We start from the raw sequence: 26,907 nt of genomic DNA, 5'->3' as shown, positions 1-26,907 counted from the left end.
AGATATGTAAAACTTTGCTGTCGAATTAATGATTATGCGGCTGTCGAATATATCTTTGTACTTACAGTATTGCCATGTAGGAAAATTATATACATCATTTTTGATTTTTTTGCATGACAAGTAAGGCATCATGATTATTGCCTTTTGTGGGCTCTGCCCACACCCGACCTCTGGAATAGGATCGGAAATTTCTGGCAATAATATAAATGCCGAAGGAATAGACAGAGAGCAGGAATGAGGGGCTTAAAAGAGCTTCCCCATTCCTGCTTTTCTTTTCTCTTACAGATAAGCAGTGAGCCGTTCTCCGTAAAGGACGATCAGCTGATTCAATACCTGATCCCAGTTCCGGTATCTCTGCGTCCACTTTTTGACTACGTTCTCGCTGGCAAGATACAGCATCTTTTCCAATGCAGAATCGCTTGGGAATACGCTTTTCGTTTTTGTGACTTTCCGATACTGGCGGTTTAATCCTTCTATGATATTTGTCGTATACATAATGCGTCTGATATCGTTAGAAAACTGGAAAAAGGAACTTACATCTTCCCAATTATTTTCCCAGTTACTGATCGCGTACGGATATTTCTTCCCCCATTTTTCTTTCATGTTCTCCAGCTCTGTTAAAGCGGCTGTTTCGTTCGGAGCATTGTACACTTCTTTGAAATCCGAGGAAAACTTTTTCAGATCATTATAATTTACATATTTGAAAGAATTGCGTAGCATATGGATCACACATCTCTGGATCTCTGCCTGCGGATAAACTGCCTGAATAGCTTCTTTAAAACCCGGAAGACCATCCACGCAGAAGAAAAGGACATCTTTTACTCCGCGGTTCTTAAGATCATTAAGCATCCCAAGCCAGAACTTGCTGGTTTCATTTGCACCTACTGTGATGCTGAGGATATCTTTGTATCCCTCCACTGTAACGCCAAGAACTACATACGCAGCACGACTCAGGATTCTGCCATCCTCACGTACTTTATAATGAATACAGTCCATAAAGACAAACGGATAAACCGGGTTCAGAGGACGGGACTGCCATTCCTTAACCTGAGGAAGTATTTTGTCTGTGATCTTGCTGACCATTTCAGCTGACAGCTCAATTCCATAAAGATCCTGGAGCTGGTCGTGGATGTCACGTGTACTCATACCACGGGCATATAAAGAGATCACTTTTTCCTCAATCCCTGAAATATCTCTCTGGTATTTAGGGATAAGTTTTGGTTCAAACTCACCGTTACGGTCTCTTGGTACGTCGATTTGAAATTCACCGTATTGACTCTTTAAGTTTTTTGTAGAATGACCATTTCTTTTATTGTCTGTCTGTAGATCTCCCTTATGGTTTTTCTCGTAGCCAAGAGTTGCATCCAGTTCTGCCTCCATCAGCTCCTGCAGGATATCCTTGAAACTGTCTTTCAGAAGCGTGTATATATCTGCAACGCTATTAATGTTGTTTTCTGAGATGATCTGTCGAATTTGTTCCTTTGCAACTGCCATAAAAAATACTCCTTTTCGATAAGAATTGTCATATCTGAATTCTTACCAAAAAGGAGTTATTTTTTACCAAAAACACAAACTATTTTACACTACCTCCAGTACTGGCGTTATTTATTCTACAGGGGCTTGGGGGTGTAGCCACCAAATATATTATTAATTTTGTTCTTCGGTAAGTTTGTTAAGGATCCACTCCCTATTGATAACAATATCCTCATCATCGCGGAGATCTTTGAAATCAGTGCAGTGTGAAGAAGCAAATTCATACATATTGTCAATGTCAACTGCACCAGTGATCTCACCCTTATTAATGATTACAAGAATATTTGTTCCGTCGTCGTCGACAGCAAAGCGCAGTTCATCAAATTCTTTATCAGGATTATTCTCGTGAAGAGAATCTGTCACAAGTAATTTAACAAGTTCCATTATCCTGTCATCTTTACCTGCATCAAAAATCTGTATCTTTTCAACGAGCTGATTTGGTGACGTTACGATTCGGGATAAATATTTTTCAGTACGAAAATCAAACAAAGCATTTTCACCATAAAACATTTCATATGTCTTTTCTACTTCTGATTCAGAAACCAGATAAATCATGATAAGATCTTCCATCTGGTGATAGAGTGTAGGATAGTTTAAACGAAAGGTCTCTCCACAGCTCGGGCAAGTATAAAGGAAAATAGATTTATTAAGTACCTTCTCTTTCATTTCAGGATCCAGTGCAGTATTAATACTGTCCCAGAGCTCAAAATCCCCCTCATGATGGCAGGAAGGACAAGTTACTTTTTCAATATGATGTCTTGACATAAATGTTCCTCCTTTCAGTGAGATAAATCTATAGTTTTCTTATTGTAGAATGCGCTTATCCTTTATTATTTTGCCAGGAAATTACTCTGAATCTCCATCGGCATATGATAAGCCTGGCCTCGTTTTGTCAGGCTGTATAGTTTAAAGCTCATGAGTTCCGGAGTTGCATTCAGAGAACTGCAGAGTCCGAAGTAATCCAGGTCTTCGTTCTGAACCATATCTTCGATCTCCTCATCATCAATCAGAAGATCGGCAGCAAACAGATTGGCCTGGTATTCTGTATTATCCGTCATATTGTAGAGTGTATCATCTTGCATCGGAGCCATTTTCAGCTGGGAACGATGCAGGATGATATGCCCTAATTCATGGGCGGCAACGATCATCTTTTCTTCTTCTGAAAGGAAACTGCTGATCATGACATAGATCGTCTTGCAGCTCATAAAACAATATCCTTTCAGTGTCTTATATCTGGAAGTTTCCCCGACAACAATGTTCATCTGATCCATGATCTCAAAGGGATCCCTGGTGCCATATTTCTTGATTAATTTCTTTGTTTCTGTATATATGTAAGTGTTTCTCAAATAAATCACCTCAAAAGTAAAAAATAAAAAGGGCAGAAATATCCTTGTAACTATAAGGTAACAGATTAGGTGTACAATAATCCCGCCTTCTATTATTTTTCCTCTTGGTTTTTCAGATATTTTTTCGGTGTAAATTTCTTTGCACGTCTTTTGGAATCCAGATAAAGGCTCTGGATCTCATCCATAAAAGCTATTTTATCTTCGTCTGTCAGTGATCCACCAGCAAACATAGCTGCAGCCTGTTCCAGGATCTGCTGAGCCTGTTTGGCACCACGGTTACCAAACTGTTCGGATGCTTCTGTGATAAAAGCTTCATCCTCACTCATGAGATAAGAAACGTCACACTGTAATGCATCTGCCAGTTTCTGATACAGAACATTTTGTTTTGGAAAACGTCCTTCTACTTCCCAGGATCGAATGGTCCTATATGAAACACCAACCATACTGGCCAGTTCCTGCTGACTCATCTTTTTTTCTTTTCTTAATGATCTTACTTTTTCACCGAATGTCATAAACATACCTCTTTCTAAGCCTTGTCTTATAAGTTTCATTAGCCGCCTCAAGGCAAAACGGGAAATGTGTCTCCTGAAAATTAAAAATTAATCTTGACAAAGGGAAATATCTCTCCTATAATGTGAATCACAGATAAGGGAAACATCTTTCCTATAAGATACACAATATTTCCTCTTTTGTCAATGGATATGTGAAATGAATTTCCTGTAATTCAATGAAAACAGGAAGGATAGACAATCATTGATAGTCAAAATGGGATACATGTTACAAAAAGAGGAAAGACGTATGGGAGGTGGCAATGTGAGTCAGGATCAGACTTCTATTATCTGTATTGATCTGAAGTCCTTTTATGCTTCTGTAGAATGCGTAGAACGTGGGCTGAATCCATTTAAAACAAACCTGGTGGTTGCAGATCCGACCAGATCAAAGTCAACAATCTGCCTGGCAATCACTCCGGCTATGAAGTCTCTTGGCATCAAGAACCGGTGCCGAATCCATGAGATACCGGATTGTGTGAAGTACATTACAGCCATGCCGAGGATGCAGTTGTACATGGATTATTCCGCAAAGATCTATGGAATCTATCTACGGTATGTCTCAAAAGAAGATATCCATGTGTACAGTGTTGATGAGTGTTTTATTGATGTGACAAACTATCTGCAGCTTTATCATCTCACTGCAAAAGAAATGGCGATAAAGCTTATGCAGGAGGTTATGGAGGAAACAGGTATCACTGCAACCGCTGGTGTGGGAACCAATCTGTATCTTGCTAAGATCGCAATGGATATCGTAGCAAAGCATGTGGATGACCATATTGGAATCCTGGATGAATTCTCTTACAGAGAGCAGCTATGGGATCATAAACCATTAAGTGACTTCTGGAGGATTGGATCCCGGACTGAAAAAAAACTGGCTGGTTACGGGATCCATACGATGGGCGATATTGCAATGGCTTCTTTAAGATCCGAAGACTGGCTGTATAAGATGTTTGGGATTGATGCAGAGCTGTTGATCGATCATGCATGGGGATATGAAACGTGCCGGATGAGTGACATCAAGAACTATCATTCGGAGGAACACAGCCTTTCAAATGGTCAGGTGCTGATGCGAAATTATTCTTTTGACGAAGCACTTGTGATCGTAAGGGAAATGACAGATAATCTGGTCCTGGATCTGTTTGAAAAAGGACTGGTAACAAGCTCTCTCACCTTATGGATCGCCTATGACCACAGGTATGAGCATGAGGCATCCAAAGGAACCGTAAAACTCGAAAGAGAAAGTAACAGTTCCAAAAAGATCATAGATGCAGTGGAAGATTTATATCTCAGGATTGCAGACAGATATACCGGAATCCGAAGAATCGAGGTGTGTGCGAACAGGGTTGCTCCTGAAAGTTATGTGCAGTACAGCCTGTTTGATGATCCCAAACAGACTGATAAAGAACGGCATTTACAGGAAGCAGTATTGAATGTAAAGCAGCGTTATGGAAAGAATGCGATCATGCGTGGATCCAATCTGCTGGAGTGTTCCACCTATAGAGAACGCAATGAACAGGTTGGAGGACACCGTGCTTAGAGGAGGTGCGAATAGTGCTGGCAAGTGCATATCAACCGTATTTATATTTACCAAGACCGGTTTCCAGGAGACATCCCATGGATGTAGGACGCAGGGCAAAACAGTTTGCTCCATTTGCGGCACTTCGTGGACTGGATGAAACGATCCGGCAACAGGAAATCATTTACGAACCAAAAAGAGATTTATCTGAGGAAAAGAAAAATGAGCTGGATATGAAATTAAGGATCCTGGCATATGGAATGAAGATACAGGCAACTTATTTTCAAAAGTCATGGAAGGATCCATTAATTGGTCAGTACCATACATTATCTGGAACCGTAGAATTTTTTGATCCATCAGTCCACTTACGGATTGATGATACCGAGATTCAGATCCAGGACATCTGTGATCTGACTGGTGATGTATTTGAAACTATTGAAATATCATGTTAATGAATCACAGCGGAATTTTTTATACCGGAAAGAGTGAGTGGTAGCTGGTGAAAGGATAAAAAAGGATGCACAGATCGACAAAGCAGATCTGATCAGAATAGAAATCGTGCTGTTCGTGTAGCTTTGGCACTTACGGAATGGATGGCATGATGCTCATAAGGCGGATTTGATTTCCCTTTGGTCCGTTGAGTAATAAATGGAGAAATATCTTATTGCTTAAAGGAGGAAGCCTATATGGGATCAGGTGCTATTAAATGGCATGTACACTGCTCTGTATGTGGAGCATTTATTGAAAAGAGCGCACAAAGCGATTCAGAAGTGGAGTGCAAAAAATGTCGCAGTACATTGGAGATATTTGTAAAGGATGATATGGTGTCGGTTCGTCCGATCCACATCCGAGATGAACAATTAAAGTCCAGGATGCGGACGTATTCCCGAAAGATGATGAATCAGGGATCATAACAGAATAGAATGAGCTGTCTGTAGTAAGCGTTGGATTTGGCAGGAACCATCAAGAACGCACCAGACAGCAAGAGTTTGTCAAGGAGCTGAACCTGACTGGAATCACTAAGAGCCCGGCAAAACATTTACGGATACACTGCAAGATCAGAAGTATTTTCTGGTTTTGGAGATTGTTGAAGTATTTGTTTTGTCGGGCTTTTTTGACGTATTTCGAAAAATTTTTAAATTTTTTTGTCGTACACCACTGTAAAACAGGCTCTCAGCGTTTCGTTATATAGAGGTTGAATTCTTTTTTGCAAAAATAATTGTAAATAGAGATTTTGATAATATGACACAAAGGAGGAAGCAAAGATGACTGAAATCGAATACCAGGAATTTGTAAGGCGTTGTCCTTACGATGCTATGGGCGATTATTCCATGTTTCGCAAACAGCAAACAGAGAATAAATCAGAAGATGCACATAGCAACTCAATAAGCCAGGCAATCTGGCAAACTTAATCTAAACGCAGATACATGCGTTACAAAGGAGTCGCGGACTCCCGTTCAAAAAAAACGGGTGAGTTCGTGACCTCTTGTACTGCAGTTCTTTATGTCTGTGCAGGAATTTTATAAAAGATGGAATGGACCACCCGGAGCCGAAAGGCAGAAAGGTGGTCTTTATGTTGACATTAAAAGAACTGAAAAAAATCGTGAAAGTTGCTGATGTGGAGAAGAGAATCCCAAGCGTGAAATCCTTGAAGGAACACAAAGTTGTAGTAAAGGAAATGATCAATGCAGATACAACAATCTCTGTTTATGATCACGGATATGTGCTTTATACAGCAGGAAATCAATCAACCGTATTTCCACTTCATAGTTGTGATGACTATGAATATGTGAGTGTAACTGGCGATAACAAGGAATTCAATAAAGAGTTCTTTGATAATGAAAACTGGTATATCCGTCTGCTGATAGAGGCTGAAGACCGTATGGCATACAGCCAGAGCAAAATCAGCACCAATCATGGTGTATTTTCTAACAGCGATGTTACAGATGATGCGGAGATTATGAGAGGATCTTCAAAAGATTTTGTTGACGATGTTATCGACAGAGAAATTCTGAACGCTTTGATCAAAGAGTTAACAGAGAGACAAAAGACGGTACTCAATCTGGTTTATTTCGAGGAAATGCGTCAGCAGGATGTTGCAGATTATCTGGGAATCAAACAGCAGAGTGTAAATGACCTCCTGAACAGGGCATTAAAAACGATGAAAAAAAAGGCGGAAAACGAAGAATTTTAAAAAAATTTCAAAAAAATTGAATTAGACCACTGTAAAACAGGCTCTGAGCGTTTCGTTATATGAAGGGTTTGCATAGAACACCTTCATGTACCTTGAAAAATGAATAGCCTGCCCGGAGTGATATTTGGTTTGAACATGCATAGAGCGAAAAGCTGCGTGTCTGCCAGAAGAAAACGTATCAGAGATGGAAACTGATATAGGAACGGATCCGGGAAAGAAAACAGGAAAACGCTTAAATCTTAAATCAAAATAAAATGTCTGAATCTAAAAAGAGGATGACAGTAGAAATCATGTGGCGGTATTTGTGACAAACAAGTACCGCCATATATTTGTGCTGTTATCTCAGCTTGTGCTGACTGTCCCAAATAGCGCAAATTTCAGGAAAGGAGGCGATCATCTTCGTATAAAAGATAATATGCAGAAACTAACAGATAACCATACACAAAAGAATCAGAAAGGAAGGATTTAAGAGAATGAACGTGAAAAAGAAAGCACGCAGGGTGATGTCCGGTTTATTGACTGCAGTAACGGTTCTATCGACGGTACTCTCTCCCGCTGTTGCCTATGCTTCTGATGATGCCGGATCTGTAAAAAAGATTCCGTATTATGAGGAAATCAAGGATCAGCTGGATGAAGATGAAGTGGTAACTGCAAAGGATTATGAGATCAAGGTTGGAGACAATTTCGATGTAAAGAGTGATTATATCGGTCTTACGATCCAGGATGACAGCAAAGTAAAAGTTACATTTCAGGAAGCAAAAGATACGGACGGGAATGACTTTTCTACCGATTATGCCAATTCCTATAAGGCAGTCTATTATGTAGAACCACAGACAACGGATCACCCAACCTACCAGATCAATCGAAAGATCGTGGTAAAAGAAGCGGATCAGCAGAAAGATTCGCAGTCAGAAAGTTCTTCTGATCAGGATGCTGGTTCTTCCGATAAGACAGAAACAGAGGATTCTGAGGCTGACTCGTCTACAGAGGAAACTGGTGCTGCTGAAACGGAGAGCAAAACAGAACTGACAGAAAAAGAATTTGATGCAGAGATCGAAGCAACGGAGAATCAGGAGACCGTTGATCCGGAAACAGGGATCACACTCTCAGAGGTTATGCAGGAAGCTGTTGACCAGGAAGTTGCTCTTGCAGATCTTGAAGCAGGCGAAAGTATTACTTTTGATATGCCAATGATGCTTGCTTCCGGTGAGACAGGAACAAAATCAGTCACAGTCACAGCCGGTTCCTGGTACTATTACGCAGACTATGGATTAGGTTCTTATCTGACTTGTCCATATTATGTGAAATGGGGAAGCATCAATGCGACAGCATACTGTGTTGAACCATCGAAAAAAGGACCGGGAAATGGAACTTATACGATCCAGAAACTTGCCGATGGAAAGACACTTGCAAAGGTCTGCTATTACGGAACAAAAGCAAGTGATGAGAATGGTTTCTTCGATGAGAAACATCCGGATTTTCCGGCAGGAAAGAGATTCATCATTACCCATCTTGCAGCAGCTTATGCAAATGGATCCAGTGACTGGGCATCCGGAACCAATGCAACAGGAAAGAACCTGGCAATGGAACTTTACAATTATTGTGTAAATATGCCGGACATTCCGTCTGTAGATATGAGCTTTTCCGAATCTAATGTAAAGGCTTATGTGGAAGGAAACAGCCAGCGAACAAGCGTGATCACATTCAAAGCAGATAAACTGCAGACAATCACATTTAAGTTGCCAAGCGGTGTAAAGCTTGTAAATGTGACAACCGGTAAAACCAGTGCTGCAGGAGCAAGTGTAGAAATCAGTGGAGGTACACAGTTTTATCTGACAGCACCACTTGATCAGGCAGAGAGCGTCAGTGCTACATTTTCTTCTCGGATGAAGGGAAGCATTGATAAAGAATACTCTGCTTACAAGATTGTAACAGGATCCGGAACACAGGACCTGGCTCTTGTTTTCGGTGAAGGTGTCGGAAATGAGAAATATGTGGATTTTAAAGTAACCTGGACAAAAGAATGCAAGGTATCCATTGTAAAGAAAGACCAGGATACAGGAAATGCACTGGCTGGTGCAGTGTACGGGATCTATTCCGATGCTGCATGTACAAAGCTGATTGCAGAGATGCCTGCAACTGATCAGAATGGTGCTTCACAGCTCACAATGGAGAAAACACAGGAAGTTGTTTATCTGAAAGAAATCTCTGTTCCAACAGGATATCAGATCGATACAAAGTCTTATAATGTGACTCTTGCTATCGGAAAGACAACGACTAAAAACGTAACAGACAAACGTGTAAATGCAAAGCTCAACATTGCAAAACAGGATGCTGAGACAGGGAATGCAGCACAGGGTGATGCAACGCTGGAAGGTGCAGTATATGGTCTTTATGCAAGGGAAGATATTGTTCATCCGGATGGAAGAACCGGAATGATCCATAAGAAAGACAGCCTGATCACATCCCTGACAACGGATAAGAATGGCGAAGCTTCTGTATCGGATCTCTATCTTGGAAAGTATTATCTGAAAGAGCTTAGTGCTCCGGTGGGATACGTACTGGATCCGACAGAACATGAGGTGGACTGTACTTACGAAGGTGCTACTGTTCCGACAGTAGAAAGAACTTCTGTATGTAAAGAAACCGTCATCAAGCAGCCGTTCCAGATCATCAAGGCAGCAAACAATGGGAAGACCGATGCAGATCTTCTGCAGGGAGTTGGTTTTTCAGCATGGCTTGTCAGTGATCTGAAAGTAAAAGCAGATGGAAGTTACGATTTTGACTCAGCCAGACCAGTTGTACTGACTGCAGATGGCCAGGCAGAAATGTTTACCGATGAAAAAGGATATGCAAGATCGATTCCGCTTCCATATGGAACTTATGTGGTAAGAGAAACCACAAGCAAACACAACTATGCACCGGTCGATGATTTTGTAGTGAAGATCACAGAGAATCATCCGGATACACCGCAGACATGGCGAGTGCTGCTGGATAAAGAATTCAAAGCAAAATTAAAGATCATCAAAAAGGATGCAGAAACACAGAAATCTGTACTCCTGGCTAATACTGAGTTCAAGGTATACGACCTGGATAATCAGAAATATGTGGAACAGACAACATCCTATCCGAAGCCAACGGTACACAAATCCTATTTCACAAATGAGGAAGGATACCTGGTACTGCCGAGAAATCTGAAACCTGGTAACTACAGGATTGAGGAAGTGACGGCACCCGATGGGTACACAATATCCAAAAACTATGTGACAGTTGCAGTTGATACAGATACTGCTTATCTGACCGATCCTGTCACAGGAGATGCAGTCATTGATGTGGAATATACCAATGCCCCGGTCAAAGGTCAGTTAAAGATCTATAAACAGGGTGAAGTGTTAAAGGGATTTGATAAGGAATTCCAGTTTGAAATGGCTGGACTTGCAGGTGCTGAATTTGAAGTCTATGCGGCAGAGGATATTTATACTGCCGATCATCAGGTAGGTGCAGATGGACAGAGAACTCTGTATTTTGCAAAGGATGCACTGGTAGCAACCGTCACAACGGATGCAGATGGTTATGCAACCGTAAAGAATCTTCCACTTGGCAGGTACTATGTTAAAGAGAAGAATGCACCGGACACTTATGTGTTAAATACTGTGCCGGAAAATGTCGAATTTGCTTATGCGGATCAGGATACTGCAGTGATCGAGAAAGAAATCTCTGTCACAGATGAACGACAGAAAGTGTCGATTACTGTCGAAAAACAGGATGCTGAGACAGGCAATACAGTAGCCGGAGCAGTGTTTGGTATTTACAATGCAAAAGACATCCAGACGAAAGATGGAAAAGTGATTGTCAAAGCAGATACTCTTTTACAGGAAATGACTTCTGATGAAAAAGGTCAGGCAGCATGTACACTGGATCTTCCACTTGGAAGCTATTATGTAAAAGAACTGAAAGCACCAGATGGATTCGTATCTTCGGATGAAGTACTGAGATTTGATGCTTCTTATCAGGGGCAGGATGTACAGACAGTAACATTAAAATCCGTAAAGAAGAACCAGCCGACAACTGTTGAGATCACAAAATCAGATGCAACAACCGGTGTAGAACTGGATGGAGCTTATCTGAAAGTAACGGATAAAGATGGAAATGTAGTAGATAGCTGGACATCTTCCAAAGATGCACCGCATGTGATCAAATATCTGAAAGTGGGTGAGACTTATACCCTACATGAAGAGTTTGCACCGCATGGTTATCTGGTAGCCAATGATGTGATATTCACAGTCAAAGATACCGGAGAAGTTCAGAAAGTGGAAATGAAGGACGAGGTACCGGTTGGTGAACTCATCATCAACAAAAAGGGAGAATTCCTGGATTCTGTTACACTGGCCGATAAGGTCAAAGGTGTGGTGGAACACATTTTCAACTATGTAACCGGAAAGCTGACAGATGTTACGTTTGAAGTCTATGCTGAGGAAGACATTAAGGCTGCCGATGGCGTCAGTGACGATTACTATAAAAAGGATGAACTGATTGCAACGATCAAGACAGATGAAACCGGTATTGCAAAACTGGAAAATCTTCCACTTGGTAAATACTATGTGAAAGAAACAGGAACTGCTTACGGTCATGTACTGGATGGTGAGATCCGTCATGTAGATCTGACTTACGTGGATCAGAATACACCAGTTGTAGTCTATGACAAAGACTGGCAGAACAACCGCCAGAGAGTAGAAGTCACTGTACTTAAGAAAGAAAAAGATTCTGACCGTACATTGGAAGGCGCTATCTTTGGATTATTTGCCAAAGAAGACATTAAGTCTGAGACAACAGGTAAAGTCCTGATTGAAGCCGATGAGATCATTGAACTGAAATCTACGGATGAAGAAGGAAAGATCAAATTTGTTGCAGATCTTCCAATAGGAGCAACTTACTATGTAAAAGAGCTCTATGCACCGGACGGATTCGTAACCAACGATGAAGTAAAGGAATTTACTTTTGAGTATGCAGGTGAGAATCAGCCGACAGTCACTTATGATTTTACCTTTGATAATCAGCCAACCGTCGTTGAATTTACCAAATCCAGTCTGACAACCGGAAAAGAACTTCCAGGATGTAAGCTGAAAGTGGTAGATGCTGATGGAAATATCGTGGATGAATGGACTTCCGGTAAAGAAGCACATGTGATCCGTGAGCTGACTGTCGGAAAAGAATACACACTGGTTGAAACAAAACCTGCTGATGGTTACGTGACAGCTGAAAGCGTGAAGTTCACGATCAAAGATACTGCCGATGTGCAGAAAGTTGAGATGAAGGATGATGTAACGAAGGTGAAAATCTCCAAACAGGATATCGCCGGAAAAGAACTTCCGGGAGCGAAACTCACAATCCTTGATCAGGATGGAAAAGTTGTGGAAAGCTGGACCAGTACAGAGAAAGCACATTACATCGAAATGCTTCCGATCGGAAAATACACTCTCCGTGAAGAAACAGCACCGGATGGCTATCTGGTTGCAAAAGATGTGGAATTCGAAGTAAAGGATACCAGTGTAGTACAGCATGTAACCATGGTGGATGAGGAAAAACCGGCAGAAAAGACACCGGAAGGTGGAAAACCTGTCAGTGATTCACCAAAGACTGGGGATAACACCAATCTGTGGCTGTGGTTTATGCTTCTCGGCATTGGTGCGACTGGTACAGGAGCCCTTGCATTTATGAGAAAAAAGAAACACTAATTAAATAAGAATGAGCGTTCATGGAAACCGAAAGGAATCTGTGGACGCTTTTTTAGATGGGAGAAACCATGAGAAATATCATTATTTTTGTTGCTCTTCTGGGAGCAGCGGCAATATTTACAGTTTTGTATTGTCTCATTGCTGCCGGAAGTCAGGCAGAGAAAAAACTGACAGAAATCATGAGAAAAGAGGAAGAACAGAATGAAGACTAATAAAGATCTGATCATAGAACCAAATGCAGCTATTGAGGGAAGAAAGTACAGCGAAGAAAAGCCATGGTCCTGCAAGTACTGTTACTGGTGGGGAGGCAAAAAGAAAGGCTGTAGCTTGAAACAGTGCCACTATCTGCTTCCGGAAAAGAAAAAAGCAGTAAAAACAACACCATGTGGTGGCTGTCCGTATGGAAAACATGTTCCATGCATCGGATATTGTATTGCCCGTCTTTATTCTGAAATGAAAGGAAAGAAAGGACGTGGGTAATTGCAGGAAGAAGTAAATCAGAAAGTGATCAGCCTGAGCATCCAGGGAGTCAAGATCACTGCCAGTGTGCTAAAAGCAGCCATTCGGAAGTTCCTGGAAATGGACAACCGGAGGAAACAGAAAGCAACGCAGGTGAAAATGGCTGAAAAGACCGGACGGGCCCAGGAGAAAGGAAGGGAAAAAGCCCGAAAAAAGATTGAAAAGAAAAAGCCGCATGGAAAGCAGACCATCAAGCAGCTGAATGCACAGGGAGTACAGCTTTCCAACATAAAGATCACAGATGAAAATATCAAATCCTTTGACCGTGTGGCAAGAAAATACGGGATTGATTACAGCCTGAAAAAAGAAGTCGGTGCGGATCCACCGAAATATCTGGTCTTCTTTAAGGCTAAAGATGTGGATGTGATGACAGCGGCTTTCCGGGAATATGCCGGAGTAGAACTGAAAAAGAAACAGGTGAAGAAACCATCGGTCAGAAAGAAACTGCAGAAATCTGTAGAAAGAAAAGCAAAGCACCGCCAGCGTGTGAAGCAGAGACAAAAATCCAGAGGTCAGGAACGATGATGCGGGAGAAATTACAGAAGATCCAGGTCAAACGGCTGGTGATCTTAAATCTCCCATATTTCTTTATCTTCTATGTAGCAGATAAAGGATCCTGGCTGTACCGGCATTGCCTGGGAGAAAGCATGGTCCAGAGACTTGGCGTGATGTTAGTCAATTTTCGACTGGCATTTTTAAGCTGGCTGCCAAGTATCGCTTTGCAGGACCTTACAGTAGGTGTTCTGGTTGCAAGTGCATTAAAACTGGTTGTCTACTATCGTTCTAAAAACGCAAAGAAGTTCCGGCAGGGTGTGGAGTATGGATCTGCAAGATGGGGAAATAGAAAAGATATCGAACCCTTCATGGATCCGGTTTTTGAAAACAATGTCATCCTCACAGAAACGGAACGTCTGACCATGAACAGCAGACCAAAAGCACCAAAGTATGCCAGAAATAAGAATGTGATTGTCATCGGTGGTTCCGGATCCGGTAAGACAAGATTCTATGTGAAGCCCAACCTTATGCAGATGACGGATCACGTATCCTATGTGGTCACTGATCCGAAGGGTACGATCATCGTCGAATGCGGGAAGATGCTGGTAAATGGAGGATACCGGATCAAGGTATTAAATACGATCAACTTTAAAAAGTCCATGCATTACAATCCGTTCCATTATATCCGGAGTGAAAAAGACATCTTGAAGCTGGTCAATACCATTATCGCAAATACCAAGGGTGAAGGCGAAAAATCAACGGAAGATTTCTGGGTGAAGGCCGAACGTCTTTTGTATTCTGCACTGATCGGATACATCTGGTATGAGGCACCAGAGGAAGAACAGAACTTTTCTACTCTGTTGGAATTTATCAATGCCAGTGAGACCAGGGAGGATGATGAAGAATTTAAAAATGCAGTGGATGAATTGTTTGAAGAGCTGGAAGCAGAAAATCCAGAACACTTTGCAGTAAGGCAATATCGCAAGTACAAGCTTGCTGCCGGCAAAACTGCAAAATCGATTTTGATTTCCTGTGGTGCCAGACTTGCACCATTTGATATTCAGGAACTAAGAGAAATCATGTCCTATGACGAGATGGAACTGGATATGATCGGTGATCAGAGAACAGCTATGTTTGTCATCATCAGTGATACAGATGACACATTCAACTTTGTGGTAGCAATCATGTACACCCAGCTCTTTAACCTGCTTTGTGATAAAGCGGATGATGAGCATGGAGGCAGGCTTCCCTATCATGTACGACTGCTTCTTGATGAGTTCAGCAATATCGGACAGATCCCAAAATTCGACAAATTGATTGCTACGATCCGAAGCAGGGAAATCTCCGCTTCTATCATTCTGCAGTCACAATCTCAGCTGAAAACAATCTATAAGGATGCGGCTGAGACGATCACGGGTAACTGTGACACCGTTCTTTTCCTGGGTGGAAAGGAAAGTTCCACACTGAAAGAAATATCAGAAACCCTGGGAAAGGAAACCATAGATCTTTACAACACATCAGACACCAGAGGCAGCAACCGGTCCTATGGGCTGAATTATCAAAAGACTGGAAAAGAACTGATGAGTAGAGATGAGCTGGCGGTCATGGATGGAGAAAAATGTATCTTACAGCTTCGTGGAGTCCGGCCGTTTTTAAGCAACAAATATGACATCACAAAGCATAAACGGTACAAAGAGCTTGCCGATTTTAATAAGAATAATGCGTTTGATGTCGAAAAGTATCTGGCACACCGACTGGTGATGTCCGAAGATACAGAATTTGAAATGTATGAAGTAACTGTAACACAAGAAGACGTATCATCGATTGAAGCTGAGGAAGGTGAGGACTGATATGAAAGAAAGAATTCGAGCACCCTGCTACTACTGATAAGGATACAAAAAGGTCTGAATAAAAGGGAAAGGAGTAGAGCCAAACGCTTACAGACCATAAGAAAAGCGTTTGTTCATACATTTGATTATGGCTTTTTTTAGCAGTGCAATCAATATCCTTCAGACACTGGTCGTTGCAATCGGTGCCGGTCTTGGTGTCTGGGGCGTAATCAACCTGATGGAAGGTTATGGAAACGACAATCCGGGTGCAAAATCCCAGGGAATTAAGCAGCTGATGAGCGGTGGTGGTGTTATCCTGATCGGAACACAGCTAATTCCGCTTCTGAGTGGATTATTTGGTTAAGAGAAAGGAGTAGAGATCCATGTTCAGTCAGATTTTTGATGCGATTGAGGAATGGATGAGGGAACTCTTAACCGGGATGATCACTTCCAACCTGGACACAATGTTTACTGATGTCAATCAAAAGACTGGTGAGATCGCTACCCAGGTTGGACAGACCCCGCAAGGGTGGAACGGCAGCATATTCAGTATGATCCGGAACTTATCTGATTCCGTGATCATGCCGATCGCAGGTATTATTATCACACTCGTACTCTGCTACGAATTGATTTCTATGCTGACCGAGCGCAACAACATGCATGATATTGATACCTGGATGTTTTTCAAGTACTTCGTAAAAATGTGGATCGCTGTATATCTGGTGAGTAACACATTTACGATCACAATGGCGGTATTCGATGTGGGCCAGCACGTAGTTAATTCTGCGGCCGGTGTTATCACAGGAAGTACCGCCATTGATATTTCTTCGGCATTGACGGATCTTTCCGCAACACTGGAAAGTATGGAAATCGGAGAACTTGTTGTATTGGCGCTGGAAACCCTTATCGCCGGCTTCTGTATGAGAATCCTGTCTGTACTGATCACAGTGATCATGTATGGACGTATGATAGAGATTTACCTATATACCTCAGTTGCGCCGATTCCATTCGCAACTATGAGTAACAGAGAATGGGGACAGATCGGCACGAATTATTTCAGAGGACTCTTTGCCCTGGCTTTCCAGGCGTTTCTGATGATGGTATGCGTTGCAATCTATGCAGTGCTTGTTGCAGGTATCCAGTATTCAGATAATCTGAGTTCTTCATTATTTGGCGTTATAGCTTACACGGTGATCTTATGTTACAGCCTCTTTAAGACGGCATCCTTAAGTAAGTCGATATTTAACGCGCACTAAATTACAGGAAGGAGTGAAAATCATGGCATATGTCAGCGTACCGAAAGACTTAACGAAGGTAAAAAATAAAGTAGCATTTAACCTGACCAAAAGACAGCTGATCTGTATTGGGATTGGTGCTGCAATGGGAATTCCAAGCTATTTCCTCTTGCGTAATGTGATGGGAAACAGTAATGCGGCAACGGTCATGGTGCTTTTGATGTTACCGGCATTTTTATTTGCCATGTACGAAAAAGACGGGATGCACCTGGAAGATGTTCTGATGCATATGATCCGGGTGAAGTTTCTTCGTCCACCCATCAGAAAATATGAAACTGAAAACTATTATGAAACAGATCCGGAACAGATCAGACAGTCTCCGGATGCAGGAAAACCGAAAGGAGGAAAAACGGTTGCGAAAAAAGAAAAATAAGAAAACTGTCGCAGATACCGGATACAAAAAAGTAGACAGAAAAGAGAAAAAGAAAAAAGAAAAGCAGGAAGAGAAACGCAGGCAGAAAAAACTGTCCGTCCAGCAGTCGATCGCTTATAAGGAAATGGGAAGAGATGGGATCTGCAGGGTACAGGGAAAAACGTATTCTAAGTGTATCCGCTTTTATGACATCAACTACCAGCTGGCTCAGAACGAAGATAAAAATGCGATCTTTGAAAACTGGTGCGATTTCCTCAATTACTTTGATGCCAGTATTCATTTTCAGCTGAGCTTTATCAATCATAAAAGCAGCATGAAAGAATTTGAACAGGTCATCCGGATCCGTCCTCAGGAGGATTCTTTTGACGATGTTCGTATGGAATATGCCAAGATGCTGAAACAGCAGCTGGCGAAAGGGAATAATGGACTGGTGAAATCAAAATATATCACCTTTTCCATCGAAGCGGATAATATCCGGGAAGCAAAGCCAAAGCTGGAACGTATTGAGTCGGATATCCTGAACAATTTCAAGATCCTTGGAGTTCCGGCTTATCCATTGAATGGGGTGGAAAGACTGCAGATTTTATATGAGACTTTCAATCCAGATAACATGACAGACTTCCAGTTTGATTATGGTTCCATGATCCGTACAGGACTCAATACCAAAGATTATGTGGCACCGACCAGTTTTGTATTCAAGGACAGAAATACATTCCGCATGGGAAATACCATCGGGGCAGTCTCTTATTTGCAGATCCTGGCACCGGAGCTTACAGATAAGATGCTTGCAGAATTTCTGGATATTGATAAGAATCTCATCGTCAATCTGCATGTTCAGTCTGTGGATCAGATGAAAGCAATCAAGCTTGTAAAAAGCAAGGTTACGGATATCAACAGGATGAAAATTGAAGAACAGAAAAAAGCAGTCCGGGCCGGATACGATATGGATATCATTCCATCGGATCTGAACACGTATGGCGGAGAAGCTAAGCGTCTGTTAGAAGACCTGCAGTCACGAAATGAGCGTATGTTCCTTGTAACAGCGCTCTTTTTAAATACAGCAAAGACCAAACAGGCACTGGACAATGCCATCTTCCAGACTGCCGGAATTGCACAGAAATACAACTGTGTACTGAAACGTCTGGACTATCAGCAGGAAGAAGGACTGATGAGCAGTGTTCCGCTGGGAGTCAATCATATCCCCATCAAACGTGCACTGACCACGACCAGCACTGCTATCTTCGTACCGTTTACCACTCAGGAACTTTTTATGGCAGGAGAATCCCTGTATTACGGATTAAATGCACTCAGCAACAACATGATCATGGTGGACCGCAAGAAACTGAAAAATCCGAATGGCCTGATCCTTGGTACTCCTGGATCCGGTAAATCCTTTGCTGCCAAAAGAGAGATCACCAATGCTTTCTTTGTTACGAAGGATGACATTATCATCGGAGATCCGGAAGGTGAATATTATCCGCTGGTCCATGCACTTGGCGGACAGGTAGTACACATCTCACCAACCAGTAAGGATTATATCAATCCGATGGATATCAATATGGATTATTCCGATGATGACAATCCACTTGGTGTGAAATCTGATTTTGTCCTGTCCTTATGTGAGCTGATCATGGGAAGCAGGGACGGTATTGAAGCAGAGGAAAAATCAGTGATCGACCGCTGTCTTCCACTGGTGTATCAGAAGTACTTTGCAGATCCAAAACCGGAAAACATGCCGGTCCTCGGTGACCTGTATGACTGCCTCAGAAAGCAGAAAGAACCACAGGCCCAGAGAATTGCAACAGCACTGGAAATCTATGTAAATGGATCACTGAAAGTATTCAACCATAGAACCAATGTAGAACTGAATAACCGTATTGTCTGCTTTGACATCAAGGAACTTGGAAAGCAGTTGAAGAAAATCGGAATGCTCATTGTCCAGGACCAGGTATGGAACAGAGTTACGATCAACCGTGGCATCAAATCTACCAGGTACTATATCGATGAGTTTCATCTTCTGCTCAAAGAAGAACAGACAGCCGCTTATTCCGTAGAAATCTGGAAGAGATTCAGAAAATGGGGAGGCGTACCGACTGGAATCACACAGAATATCAAAGATCTTCTTGCCAGCAGGGAAATTGAAAATATCTTTGAGAACAGTGATTTTATCCTGATGCTGAACCAGGCTGCAGGTGACAGACAGATCCTTGCAAAACAGCTGAATATTTCCCCATATCAGTTGTCTTATGTGACGAATTCCGGGGAAGGTGAAGGACTTCTTTTCTATGGAACAACGATCATTCCATTTAAGGATAAGTTCGATAAGACATTGAAATTATATGGTCTGATGACCACGAAGCCCGAGGAAACATTGAAACGAGATAAAGAAATGAGGGATGCAAATGAAGGAAATCGATAAGATCCGAATCAAGCAGTGGAATCAGGACAATCCTTACATTCAGATGAAAAATCTGGAAAATGTGCAGCCAGGATACCGTGTTCATACAGTCAATGATGATCATCATCTGTATGAACTTCCGCTGGAAACACAGAACATTATCCTTGACTGGGTATTCTGGAATTTTTATCCGGCACAGAAAATCTATCCGCATCTTACCAGTGATGATCTGAAAGAAGTTCTGTATAAACGTACCCAGATCCATCTGCACAACAATCAGTTCAAGGAGGCTATGCTGATCAATGGTTTCTGGCCGAGAGATCCGAGTGAATTGAACTGGGTATTTCATATCCAGGCGAGCTCTCCAGCAATCAGGACACAGGCAGATGGTTATCCTGGTATCCCGATTATAGGACGCCAGGAACTGAATGAGTACAGAAAGAAAAGTTGTGCCAGGAGGTGATGACCTATAGCTGGAAAAGAATTTAAAGGCAAAGATAAAAAGGTCGCAAAGATGACCAGAGATGGTCTGATAGAAGAAAATCTCCGTGATGGCAGCATAAAAGATATCAGTCACAGGAGTCGGGGGCGACCGGAAAATAAAGAAGAATTTGTTCCGGAACGGGAACGAAAAAAGACTGAGGGCGAAGATTCAAAATCGGGAAAAGGAAAACGACTGCAGATGGAGAAAATCCGGAAATCATCTGTCCGACAGGAAACTGTTGAGGATACAGTTGAAGTCACACCGGAAGAAAAAGTATCTGGATATCGAAAGAAACTGCATCGTCATGAAAAAATCCCGGATGATGATAACAGCCTGAACAGTCAAAAGAAATCTATTCGGAAGAAGCAGTTGCAAAAACAGATGACCAAAGAACAGGCAAAAGCCGGAAGATTATCCTTTGATGATGAAGGAAATCAGATGGTGAAAGGTGCTGGTATGAAACCGGGAGGGACAGCCGGGAAATACATTGCCACACAAACTGTTATATCTGGCATGAAAGCAGTCATTTCCGAAGAGGAAGAAATAGATGAAAATGCAGGTGTGGAAAGTGCCAGACTTGTAGAGCGTGAAACAGAAACTGCTTTGCGTGGTCTGCGTCATGCTCAGATCCGGAGTAAACGAACGGATGTGAAAACCCATCGCAGAGGTTATCGTGAGGCTACCGTAGAAAAGAAACTGAAATTTGGTTCTGCAGAAAGTATGGAAGGAGCAAAACATGCAGAATCGGTGAAGAAAGCCGAACAAAAGAGACATTTTTATAATCGCTTCTTCCAGAAAAAACGATATAAGGATGCTTACCGGGCAGCCAGAGCTGGAAAATCCGCTGGTAGTCTGGGTGGAGCAACAACCATTGCCGGTGTCGAGAACATGACGGTAAAAGCAAAGATTGCCTTGAAAGAGATCATAAAGCGTAATCGTGCCATGTTCGCAGGCATCGGTATTTTTGCGCTTCTTTTTCTTGTCATAGCGGTATCCCTGGGGAGCTGCAGTGCCTCTATAGAGGGAGCTGGATCTGTGATCGGTATTACAACGTATCCAAGTTCGGATGAGGATATCTATGCTGCTGAAAACAGATATGCCACTTTGGAAAGTGCCTTGAACCAGCAGATCAATGAGATGGAACGAAGACATCCGAATTATGACGAGTATCAGTACAACATTGCTGAGATCGGCCATAATCCATACCATCTTATCTCGTATCTTACCGCAAAATATGGGGACTGGACGTACGCAGATGTTGAAAACGAGCTGCAAGCTCTTTTTGAAGCACAATATCATCTGAATACAGAAGGTCGAACAGAAACGGTGACAGAAACCAGAAATGTTCGAGTCGGAGAATCATTGGGACAGGTAGTGACCAGTGGATACTGTAACTGTCGAATCTGTTGTGGAGTATGGTCCGGAGGTCCAACTGCCAGTGGTGCATATCCAACTGCAAACCATACCATTGCTGTAGATGCTTCCAATCCGTTTGTGCCGATTGGAACAAAGGTAGTAATGAATGGTGTGGAATACACAGTTGAGGATACCGGAGCCTTTGCACGATATGGTGTGCAGTTTGACGTTTACTATGATAACCATGCTGCCGCTTCTGCTCATGGACACCAGACCTGGGAAGCCTATATCGCAGATGACAATGGCAGTCAGGAAGTAACGGTTACCAGTACAAGCACTAAGAAGATTCTATATGTGACACTGACAAATGGAAGCTTTGATGCTGTGGCAAGAGCCAATCTGAATGCGGAGCAGCTGATCATCTACAATGCATTAAATACGACCTATGGAAACAGAAATTATCTGTGGGATGTAAACAATGTGACCAGTGGATCAGGCGGTAATGGAATGAGTTATGAGATTCCACCGGAAGCACTGCAGGATGAAGAATTCGCCCGGATGATTCGAGAAGCAGAAAAATATCTGGGAGTACCTTATGTATGGGGTGGCTACTCTCCGTCCGGATTTGACTGCTCAGGTTTCGTATCTTATGTCATTAACCACTGTGGTAATGGCTGGAACTATGGACGATTGACCGCGGATGGATTAAGAGGCGTATGTACTTATGTATCACCGCAAGAAGCAAAACCAGGAGATCTGATCTTCTTCCAGGGAACGTATAACACATCCGGTGCAAGCCATGTGGGTATCTATGTCGGTAACAATATGATGATTCATTGCGGAGATCCGATCCATTACTCAAGTATCAGCACATCCTACTGGCAGCAACACTTCATGTGCTTTGGAAGACTGCCATAAAGGGGTGAACGAAGGGAGGTGAAAGTTTGAATAAAAAGATTAAGAAATATCTGGATGAGATTGCTAAGACAGAGAAAAAGATTGCGGATCTGCAGCAATATCTCAGAGGTGTCCAGGCTGCATTAAAGCAGGAAGAGGACAATGAGATGATCAGGTGTATCCGTGGTATGAAGATGGATAATGATCAGTTATATGATCTTTTGGATGGTATCCAGAGTGGAACAGTTAAATTTCAGGTAAGCAGGGAGTCTGACGAAGAAGGTTCAGGCTCCTTTGTATTCACAGAAAAAAATAAGGAGGAAAATCAGAATGGTGAAATGGAAGAAAATGAATAAGAAAATGGCAGGACTGTTGTTGGGAGTCATGATGCTTTTTACAGCATCAACCACAGCATTTGCCTATGTGGATGAATCAGCAGAGGCATCCAAAGTAGAGACAACTCAGACAGAGCAGTCAACAGACAAAGAAGAGAAAAAAGATGACAAAAAGGATGAGGTGGCAAGTACAAGTGAGGTGCTGCCGGAAGATGGAACAGACAAGGGAACTGCCTTTACAACACCAGGAAATGGCGAAGTCAAGGATGACATTACCGATGATTCCACAAAGGAATTTCTTACGGTTACAACGAAGAATAATAACACTTTCTATATCGTGATCGACCGCAGTGCCACATCACAGAATGTCTATATGTTATCCCAGATTGATGAGAATGATCTGTCTGAATTTCTGGATAAAGACAGCACTTCTACTGTCGTAACACCACAGCCGGATACATCAAAGGTAGTGTTGGATGAAACAAATAATGAGGATGTAGACAAGGAAGCTACCGTTGATCCGGAGAAAACAGCATCTACCAAAACCAATATGGGTGCAATGGCAACAATCCTGATTTTGGCTCTCGGCGGTGTGGCAGCTTACTACTACTTCAAGATCTATAAACCTAAAAAAGAGGAAGATGAGGATGATCAGCCGGAAGGTTTGGAAACAGGTGGACTGGAAGAAGTTCCGGATGAGGAAGAGTCTGAAGACGAAGATTTTGAAGAAAATGAAAAATAAATAAACTTTTTTAGCGGAGGGGGCTGTAAAATATGCTCTCTCCGTTTCGTTATATGAAGGAGGTAATACATCATGTATTTAGTAATTGCAGAAAAACCAAGTGTATCAAGAGCAATCGCAGAAGTGATTGGAGCACAGGAACGAGAAGACGGATATTTACGAGGAACCGACTGTATGGTCAGCTGGTGCTTCGGACATCTGGCCGAATATGTTTCACCGGATGCTTACGATGAGAAATTTAACCAGTGGAGATATGAAGATCTCCCGATCATCCCGAAAGACTGGAAAGTTACAGTCTCAGAAGATAAGAAAGATCAGTTCTATATCTTAAAAAGACTGCTCAACAGTCCGGAAATTGAATACGTCGTAAATGCCTGTGATGCCGGACGTGAAGGAGAATTAATCTTCAAACATGTCTATGACTTATCTGGAAGTAAAAAGCCGGTGAAACGATTATGGATCAGTTCTCTGGAAGATTCCGCAATCCTTGATGGAATGCAGCATCTGAAATCCGCGGAGGAATACCGACATCTGGCCGAAGCTGCTGTATGTCGTTCTCAGGCTGACTGGCTGGTAGGAATGAATGCAACCAGAGCTTACACCACAAAGTACTTCAAAAAGCTGACCGTTGGAAGGGTTCAGACACCGACACTTGCCATGTTGGTGGAACGTGCCGGACAGATCAGCAATTTCCAGAAAGAAAAGTATTTCAATGTGGAACTCGATTGTGATGGAATTCCGGCTGTAAAGCCAAAAATCTTTGATCCGGATGAGGCGGAACAGTTAAGAAGCAGATGCCAAGGAAGTGAAGCTATTGTCACAGCAGTAAAAGAAACGGAAAAGAAAGTAAAAGCACCAAAGCTTTATGATCTGACCACACTGCAGAGAGAAGCAAACCGTATCTACGGAATGACAGCCAAACAGACACTGGATACCGCTCAGAGCCTGTATGAAAAGAAACTGATCACTTATCCAAGAACGGACAGCCAGTATCTGACCGAAGATATGGAGCAGACCGTAAGAAATGTGGTTCGTCAGATTTATGAGAAATATCAACTGACAGGTCCGTTTGATCAGCCGGAGCAGCCAGATGTGAAGAAAGTCATGAATAACAGTAAAGTGACAGATCACCATGCAATCATCCCAACGATGGAGCTTGCATCTTGTCATCTGGGTGAACTGAAATCCTGGGAAGAAAAGATACTGTTTCTAATCGCAGTCCATACAGTCATGGCAATGAGTAAGGATCACATTTACCAGGAGACAGAGATTGAAGTGGAATGCCAGGAAGAAATCTTCAAAGCAAAAGGAAAAATTGTCCTGCAGGATGGATGGAAACTCTTTGAAAACTGCTTCAAAAATAAGGATCGCATGGCAATCGTAGATCCGGATCAGGAAATGAAAGAGAGGATGCCGAAAGTAACCCAGGGACAGACTTTCTATGCTGTAGCTGCAGAAAAGACAGAACATTTTACATCGCCACCAAAACCATACAGCGAAGATACTCTCCTTGCGGCAATGGAAACAGCTGGAAATAAGGAATTCGATGAAGATACGGAAAAGAAAGGATTAGGAACTCCGGCAACAAGAGCCGGTATCATCGAGAAACTGATCTATTCCCAATATGCTACCCGAAAAGGAAAAAAGATTCTTCCAACAGACGATGGAAAAGTCCTTGTGGAGATCCTGCCAGACTTTCTGAAATCTGCAAGTATGACTGCAGAATGGGAAAATCAGCTGCTCTTGATGGAGCATGGAGAAATTGCACCGGAACAGTTTATGACCGGGATCAAAAACATGCTGACCATGATGCTGAATGGATGCGATGCGATTTCCGAAGAAGAAACAAGAAGATTTCAGACCAGAGAAAGCATTGGAACATGTCCGGTATGTGGAAGCCTGGTATATGAAAGCAAAACCAACTTCTATTGTAGCAACCATGATTGTCACTTTGCTCTCTGGAAAGAAAATCGCTATCTGCAGAGCATGGAAAAAGCCATGGATAAGAAGATGGCTGCAGAACTTCTGAAAAGTGGAAGTGTGCATGTAAAAGACTTGTATTCCAAAAAGAAGAATATGTACTTTGAGGCAGATCTTCTTATGGATGCAGATGAAACCGGAAGGGTAAATTTTTCTTTATCCTTTCCACAAAAGAAACCAAAAAACAAAAGCAAAAAGAAATAAGAAAACAGATTAGAGGAGGAAACGAAGAATGAATTTTAATGAATTTGTAAATGAAGTAAAGGACAATATCAAACTCTTTTTACCAAAGGATTATGAGAATGCAGAAGTATCAACGATGGAGTGTCAGAAACTGAACCGTGCCTATACGGGATTGATGGTGAGAAAAGAAGGTGAGATGCTTACCCCGACGATTAATCTTAATCAGCTGTATGAAGCATATAAAGCACAGCCTGGCGTAACAATGGAAACTGTATGCAGAAAGATTGCAGATATAGTCATTGAGACACCGATACAGATTGATCTGAAATCCATTTTAAATTATGAAGACGTGAAGGACAAGCTGTTTATCCGTGTATCATCAGCCGAAGCAAATAAGGAAGTCCTCGAAAATGCGCCGCATCAGCTGAAGGAAGACCTCGCAATTACCTATCATGTGGCAGTAGGCAAGGATCAGGATGGATTAAGTTCCATGTTTATCAAGAATGATCTGCTTGAACAGTATGGAATCTCGGCAGAACAGCTTCATGAAGATGCGATGAAAAGTTCACCGCGAGTTATGGTCCCGGAGGTATCAAGTATAGGTGCATTGATAGATGAAATGTATCAGAAAAATATTCTCATGCTGACACCGGATGAACGTGAAATGCTGCAGGAAACATTGCAGGAATCAAGTGAGATGCCGACATTCTTTTTTGTTACGAATACAGAAAGAATTGATGGAGCCGGTGTGATCTTTTATCCGGAATTCATGGATAACATGGGGGAACTTCTTGGAAATGATTTCTTCATTTTGCCATCATCCATCCATCAAATGCTGGTCTTTCCAGATGACGGGCAAGTGGATGCAGAAATGTTAAGAGATATGGTAAAAAAAGTAAATGCCACTCAGGTAGCCCCCGCAGAACGCCTTACCAATGATGTATATCACTTTGATACAAAGGATCATGTCTTTGAAAAAGCTGACAGATTCACAGAACGTCAGAAAGAAAAAGAAGCACAGGCTGCAAAAACGGAGAAAGCCGGAAAAGAACAGCCGGATAAGAAACCGAAAGCAAAGAAACATGATATGGAACTTTAATACCAAGCATGAAAAACGTTAAATGAGCAAACGCCCTGCGGCATAAA

24 protein-coding genes are annotated in these 26,907 nt (G+C 42.1%); 20 read left to right on the top strand and 4 right to left on the bottom strand.

From position 1 onward, the window contains the following. Positions 1 to 279 precede the first annotated feature (279 nt). From DWW33_RS13830 to DWW33_RS13815, 4 genes are all read right to left on the bottom strand, one after another. Entirely contained in the window at positions 280 to 1,494 is a 1,215-nt protein-coding gene (locus DWW33_RS13830; RefSeq protein ID WP_118639713.1) for an IS256 family transposase, read from the bottom strand. A gap of 153 nt (positions 1,495 to 1,647) precedes the next feature. Further along, complete coding sequence (locus DWW33_RS13825; RefSeq protein ID WP_117739577.1) at positions 1,648 to 2,298, bottom strand: CpXC domain-containing protein; 651 nt, start codon at positions 2,296 to 2,298, stop codon at positions 1,648 to 1,650. A 65-nt stretch (positions 2,299 to 2,363) separates the two neighbouring features. Continuing rightward, positions 2,364 to 2,888: an ImmA/IrrE family metallo-endopeptidase gene (locus DWW33_RS13820; protein ID WP_005334847.1), complete on the bottom strand. Its 525-nt coding sequence runs from the start codon at positions 2,886 to 2,888 to the stop codon at positions 2,364 to 2,366. Between the two features lie 83 nt (positions 2,889 to 2,971). Next, positions 2,972 to 3,430: a helix-turn-helix domain-containing protein gene (locus DWW33_RS13815; protein ID WP_005334845.1), complete on the bottom strand. Its 459-nt coding sequence runs from the start codon at positions 3,428 to 3,430 to the stop codon at positions 2,972 to 2,974. Positions 3,431 to 3,677: 247 nt separating this feature from the next. On the opposite strand from DWW33_RS13815, the gene DWW33_RS13810 reads away from it, so the two are divergent. From DWW33_RS13810 to DWW33_RS13725, 20 genes are all read left to right on the top strand, one after another. Then, positions 3,678 to 4,967 carry a Y-family DNA polymerase gene (locus DWW33_RS13810; RefSeq protein ID WP_330427582.1) on the top strand — a complete coding sequence of 430 codons (1,290 nt, stop codon included), beginning with the start codon at positions 3,678 to 3,680 and terminating at the stop codon, positions 4,965 to 4,967. A gap of 77 nt (positions 4,968 to 5,044) precedes the next feature. Next, positions 5,045 to 5,398 (top strand): hypothetical protein, encoded by a 354-nt coding sequence (locus DWW33_RS13805; protein WP_096240143.1) that lies wholly within the window; start codon positions 5,045 to 5,047, stop codon positions 5,396 to 5,398. 234 nt (positions 5,399 to 5,632) lie between these two features. Then, on the top strand, positions 5,633 to 5,860 hold the full coding sequence (locus tag DWW33_RS13800; RefSeq protein ID WP_005334838.1) for a hypothetical protein: 228 nt from the start codon (positions 5,633 to 5,635) through the stop codon (positions 5,858 to 5,860). A 351-nt stretch (positions 5,861 to 6,211) separates the two neighbouring features. After that, the gene (locus DWW33_RS15865) at positions 6,212 to 6,358 is read left to right on the top strand and encodes a hypothetical protein (RefSeq protein WP_181977217.1); all 147 of its coding nucleotides are present in this window, start codon (positions 6,212 to 6,214) and stop codon (positions 6,356 to 6,358) included. Positions 6,359 to 6,480: 122 nt separating this feature from the next. Further along, positions 6,481 to 7,140 (top strand): sigma-70 family RNA polymerase sigma factor, encoded by a 660-nt coding sequence (locus DWW33_RS13795; protein ID WP_117739575.1) that lies wholly within the window; start codon positions 6,481 to 6,483, stop codon positions 7,138 to 7,140. A gap of 473 nt (positions 7,141 to 7,613) precedes the next feature. Beyond that, positions 7,614 to 12,875 (top strand): LPXTG cell wall anchor domain-containing protein, encoded by a 5,262-nt coding sequence (locus DWW33_RS13790; protein WP_118639712.1) that lies wholly within the window; start codon positions 7,614 to 7,616, stop codon positions 12,873 to 12,875. A 68-nt stretch (positions 12,876 to 12,943) separates the two neighbouring features. Beyond that, positions 12,944 to 13,087 carry a hypothetical protein gene (locus DWW33_RS15860; RefSeq protein WP_164492145.1) on the top strand — a complete coding sequence of 48 codons (144 nt, stop codon included), beginning with the start codon at positions 12,944 to 12,946 and terminating at the stop codon, positions 13,085 to 13,087. Continuing rightward, on the top strand, positions 13,077 to 13,355 hold the full coding sequence (locus DWW33_RS13785; protein WP_005423569.1) for a hypothetical protein: 279 nt from the start codon (positions 13,077 to 13,079) through the stop codon (positions 13,353 to 13,355). The genes DWW33_RS15860 and DWW33_RS13785 overlap by 11 nt, the downstream gene beginning before the upstream one ends. Continuing rightward, on the top strand, positions 13,356 to 13,919 hold the full coding sequence (locus DWW33_RS13780; RefSeq protein ID WP_003864610.1) for a PcfB family protein: 564 nt from the start codon (positions 13,356 to 13,358) through the stop codon (positions 13,917 to 13,919). Next, positions 13,916 to 15,739: a VirD4-like conjugal transfer protein, CD1115 family gene (locus DWW33_RS13775; RefSeq protein ID WP_117739573.1), complete on the top strand. Its 1,824-nt coding sequence runs from the start codon at positions 13,916 to 13,918 to the stop codon at positions 15,737 to 15,739. Before DWW33_RS13780 ends, DWW33_RS13775 begins: the two co-directional genes overlap by 4 nt. Positions 15,740 to 15,866: 127 nt before the next feature. Further along, positions 15,867 to 16,082, top strand: coding sequence for a Maff2 family mobile element protein (locus tag DWW33_RS13770; protein ID WP_005334815.1), 216 nt, complete (start codon positions 15,867 to 15,869; stop codon positions 16,080 to 16,082). A 19-nt stretch (positions 16,083 to 16,101) separates the two neighbouring features. Then, complete coding sequence (locus DWW33_RS13765; RefSeq protein ID WP_117739817.1) at positions 16,102 to 16,974, top strand: VirB6/TrbL-like conjugal transfer protein, CD1112 family; 873 nt, start codon at positions 16,102 to 16,104, stop codon at positions 16,972 to 16,974. Between the two features lie 22 nt (positions 16,975 to 16,996). Further along, positions 16,997 to 17,386, top strand: a complete 390-nt coding sequence (locus tag DWW33_RS13760; RefSeq protein ID WP_117739818.1) for a PrgI family protein — start codon at positions 16,997 to 16,999, stop codon at positions 17,384 to 17,386. Next, positions 17,337 to 19,805 (top strand): VirB4-like conjugal transfer ATPase, CD1110 family, encoded by a 2,469-nt coding sequence (locus tag DWW33_RS13755; RefSeq protein ID WP_117739819.1) that lies wholly within the window; start codon positions 17,337 to 17,339, stop codon positions 19,803 to 19,805. Before DWW33_RS13760 ends, DWW33_RS13755 begins: the two co-directional genes overlap by 50 nt. Next, positions 19,789 to 20,247 (top strand): hypothetical protein, encoded by a 459-nt coding sequence (locus tag DWW33_RS13750; RefSeq protein WP_029471606.1) that lies wholly within the window; start codon positions 19,789 to 19,791, stop codon positions 20,245 to 20,247. The genes DWW33_RS13755 and DWW33_RS13750 overlap by 17 nt, the downstream gene beginning before the upstream one ends. 51 nt (positions 20,248 to 20,298) lie before the next feature. Continuing rightward, entirely contained in the window at positions 20,299 to 22,542 is a 2,244-nt protein-coding gene (locus tag DWW33_RS13745) for a C40 family peptidase (protein WP_117739821.1), read from the top strand. A gap of 26 nt (positions 22,543 to 22,568) precedes the next feature. Then, positions 22,569 to 22,877 (top strand): DUF4315 family protein, encoded by a 309-nt coding sequence (locus DWW33_RS13740; RefSeq protein WP_003864571.1) that lies wholly within the window; start codon positions 22,569 to 22,571, stop codon positions 22,875 to 22,877. Beyond that, the gene (locus DWW33_RS13735; RefSeq protein ID WP_117739822.1) at positions 22,852 to 23,598 is read left to right on the top strand and encodes a CD1107 family mobile element protein; all 747 of its coding nucleotides are present in this window, start codon (positions 22,852 to 22,854) and stop codon (positions 23,596 to 23,598) included. The genes DWW33_RS13740 and DWW33_RS13735 overlap by 26 nt, the downstream gene beginning before the upstream one ends. A gap of 72 nt (positions 23,599 to 23,670) precedes the next feature. After that, positions 23,671 to 25,782: a DNA topoisomerase 3 gene (locus tag DWW33_RS13730; RefSeq protein WP_117739823.1), complete on the top strand. Its 2,112-nt coding sequence runs from the start codon at positions 23,671 to 23,673 to the stop codon at positions 25,780 to 25,782. 28 nt (positions 25,783 to 25,810) lie between these two features. Then, a complete protein-coding gene (locus DWW33_RS13725) occupies positions 25,811 to 26,860 on the top strand; it encodes a DUF5688 family protein (RefSeq protein ID WP_117739824.1) in 1,050 nt (349 codons plus the stop codon). Positions 26,861 to 26,907: the final 47 nt, after the last annotated feature.

The organism is Roseburia sp. AF15-21 (assembly GCF_003479505.1).
Taxonomy (GTDB): domain Bacteria; phylum Bacillota; class Clostridia; order Lachnospirales; family Lachnospiraceae; genus Roseburia_C; species Roseburia_C amylophila.
Note: the sequence above shows the minus strand (reverse complement) of the source record. Positions and strands in the feature narration are given on the sequence as shown.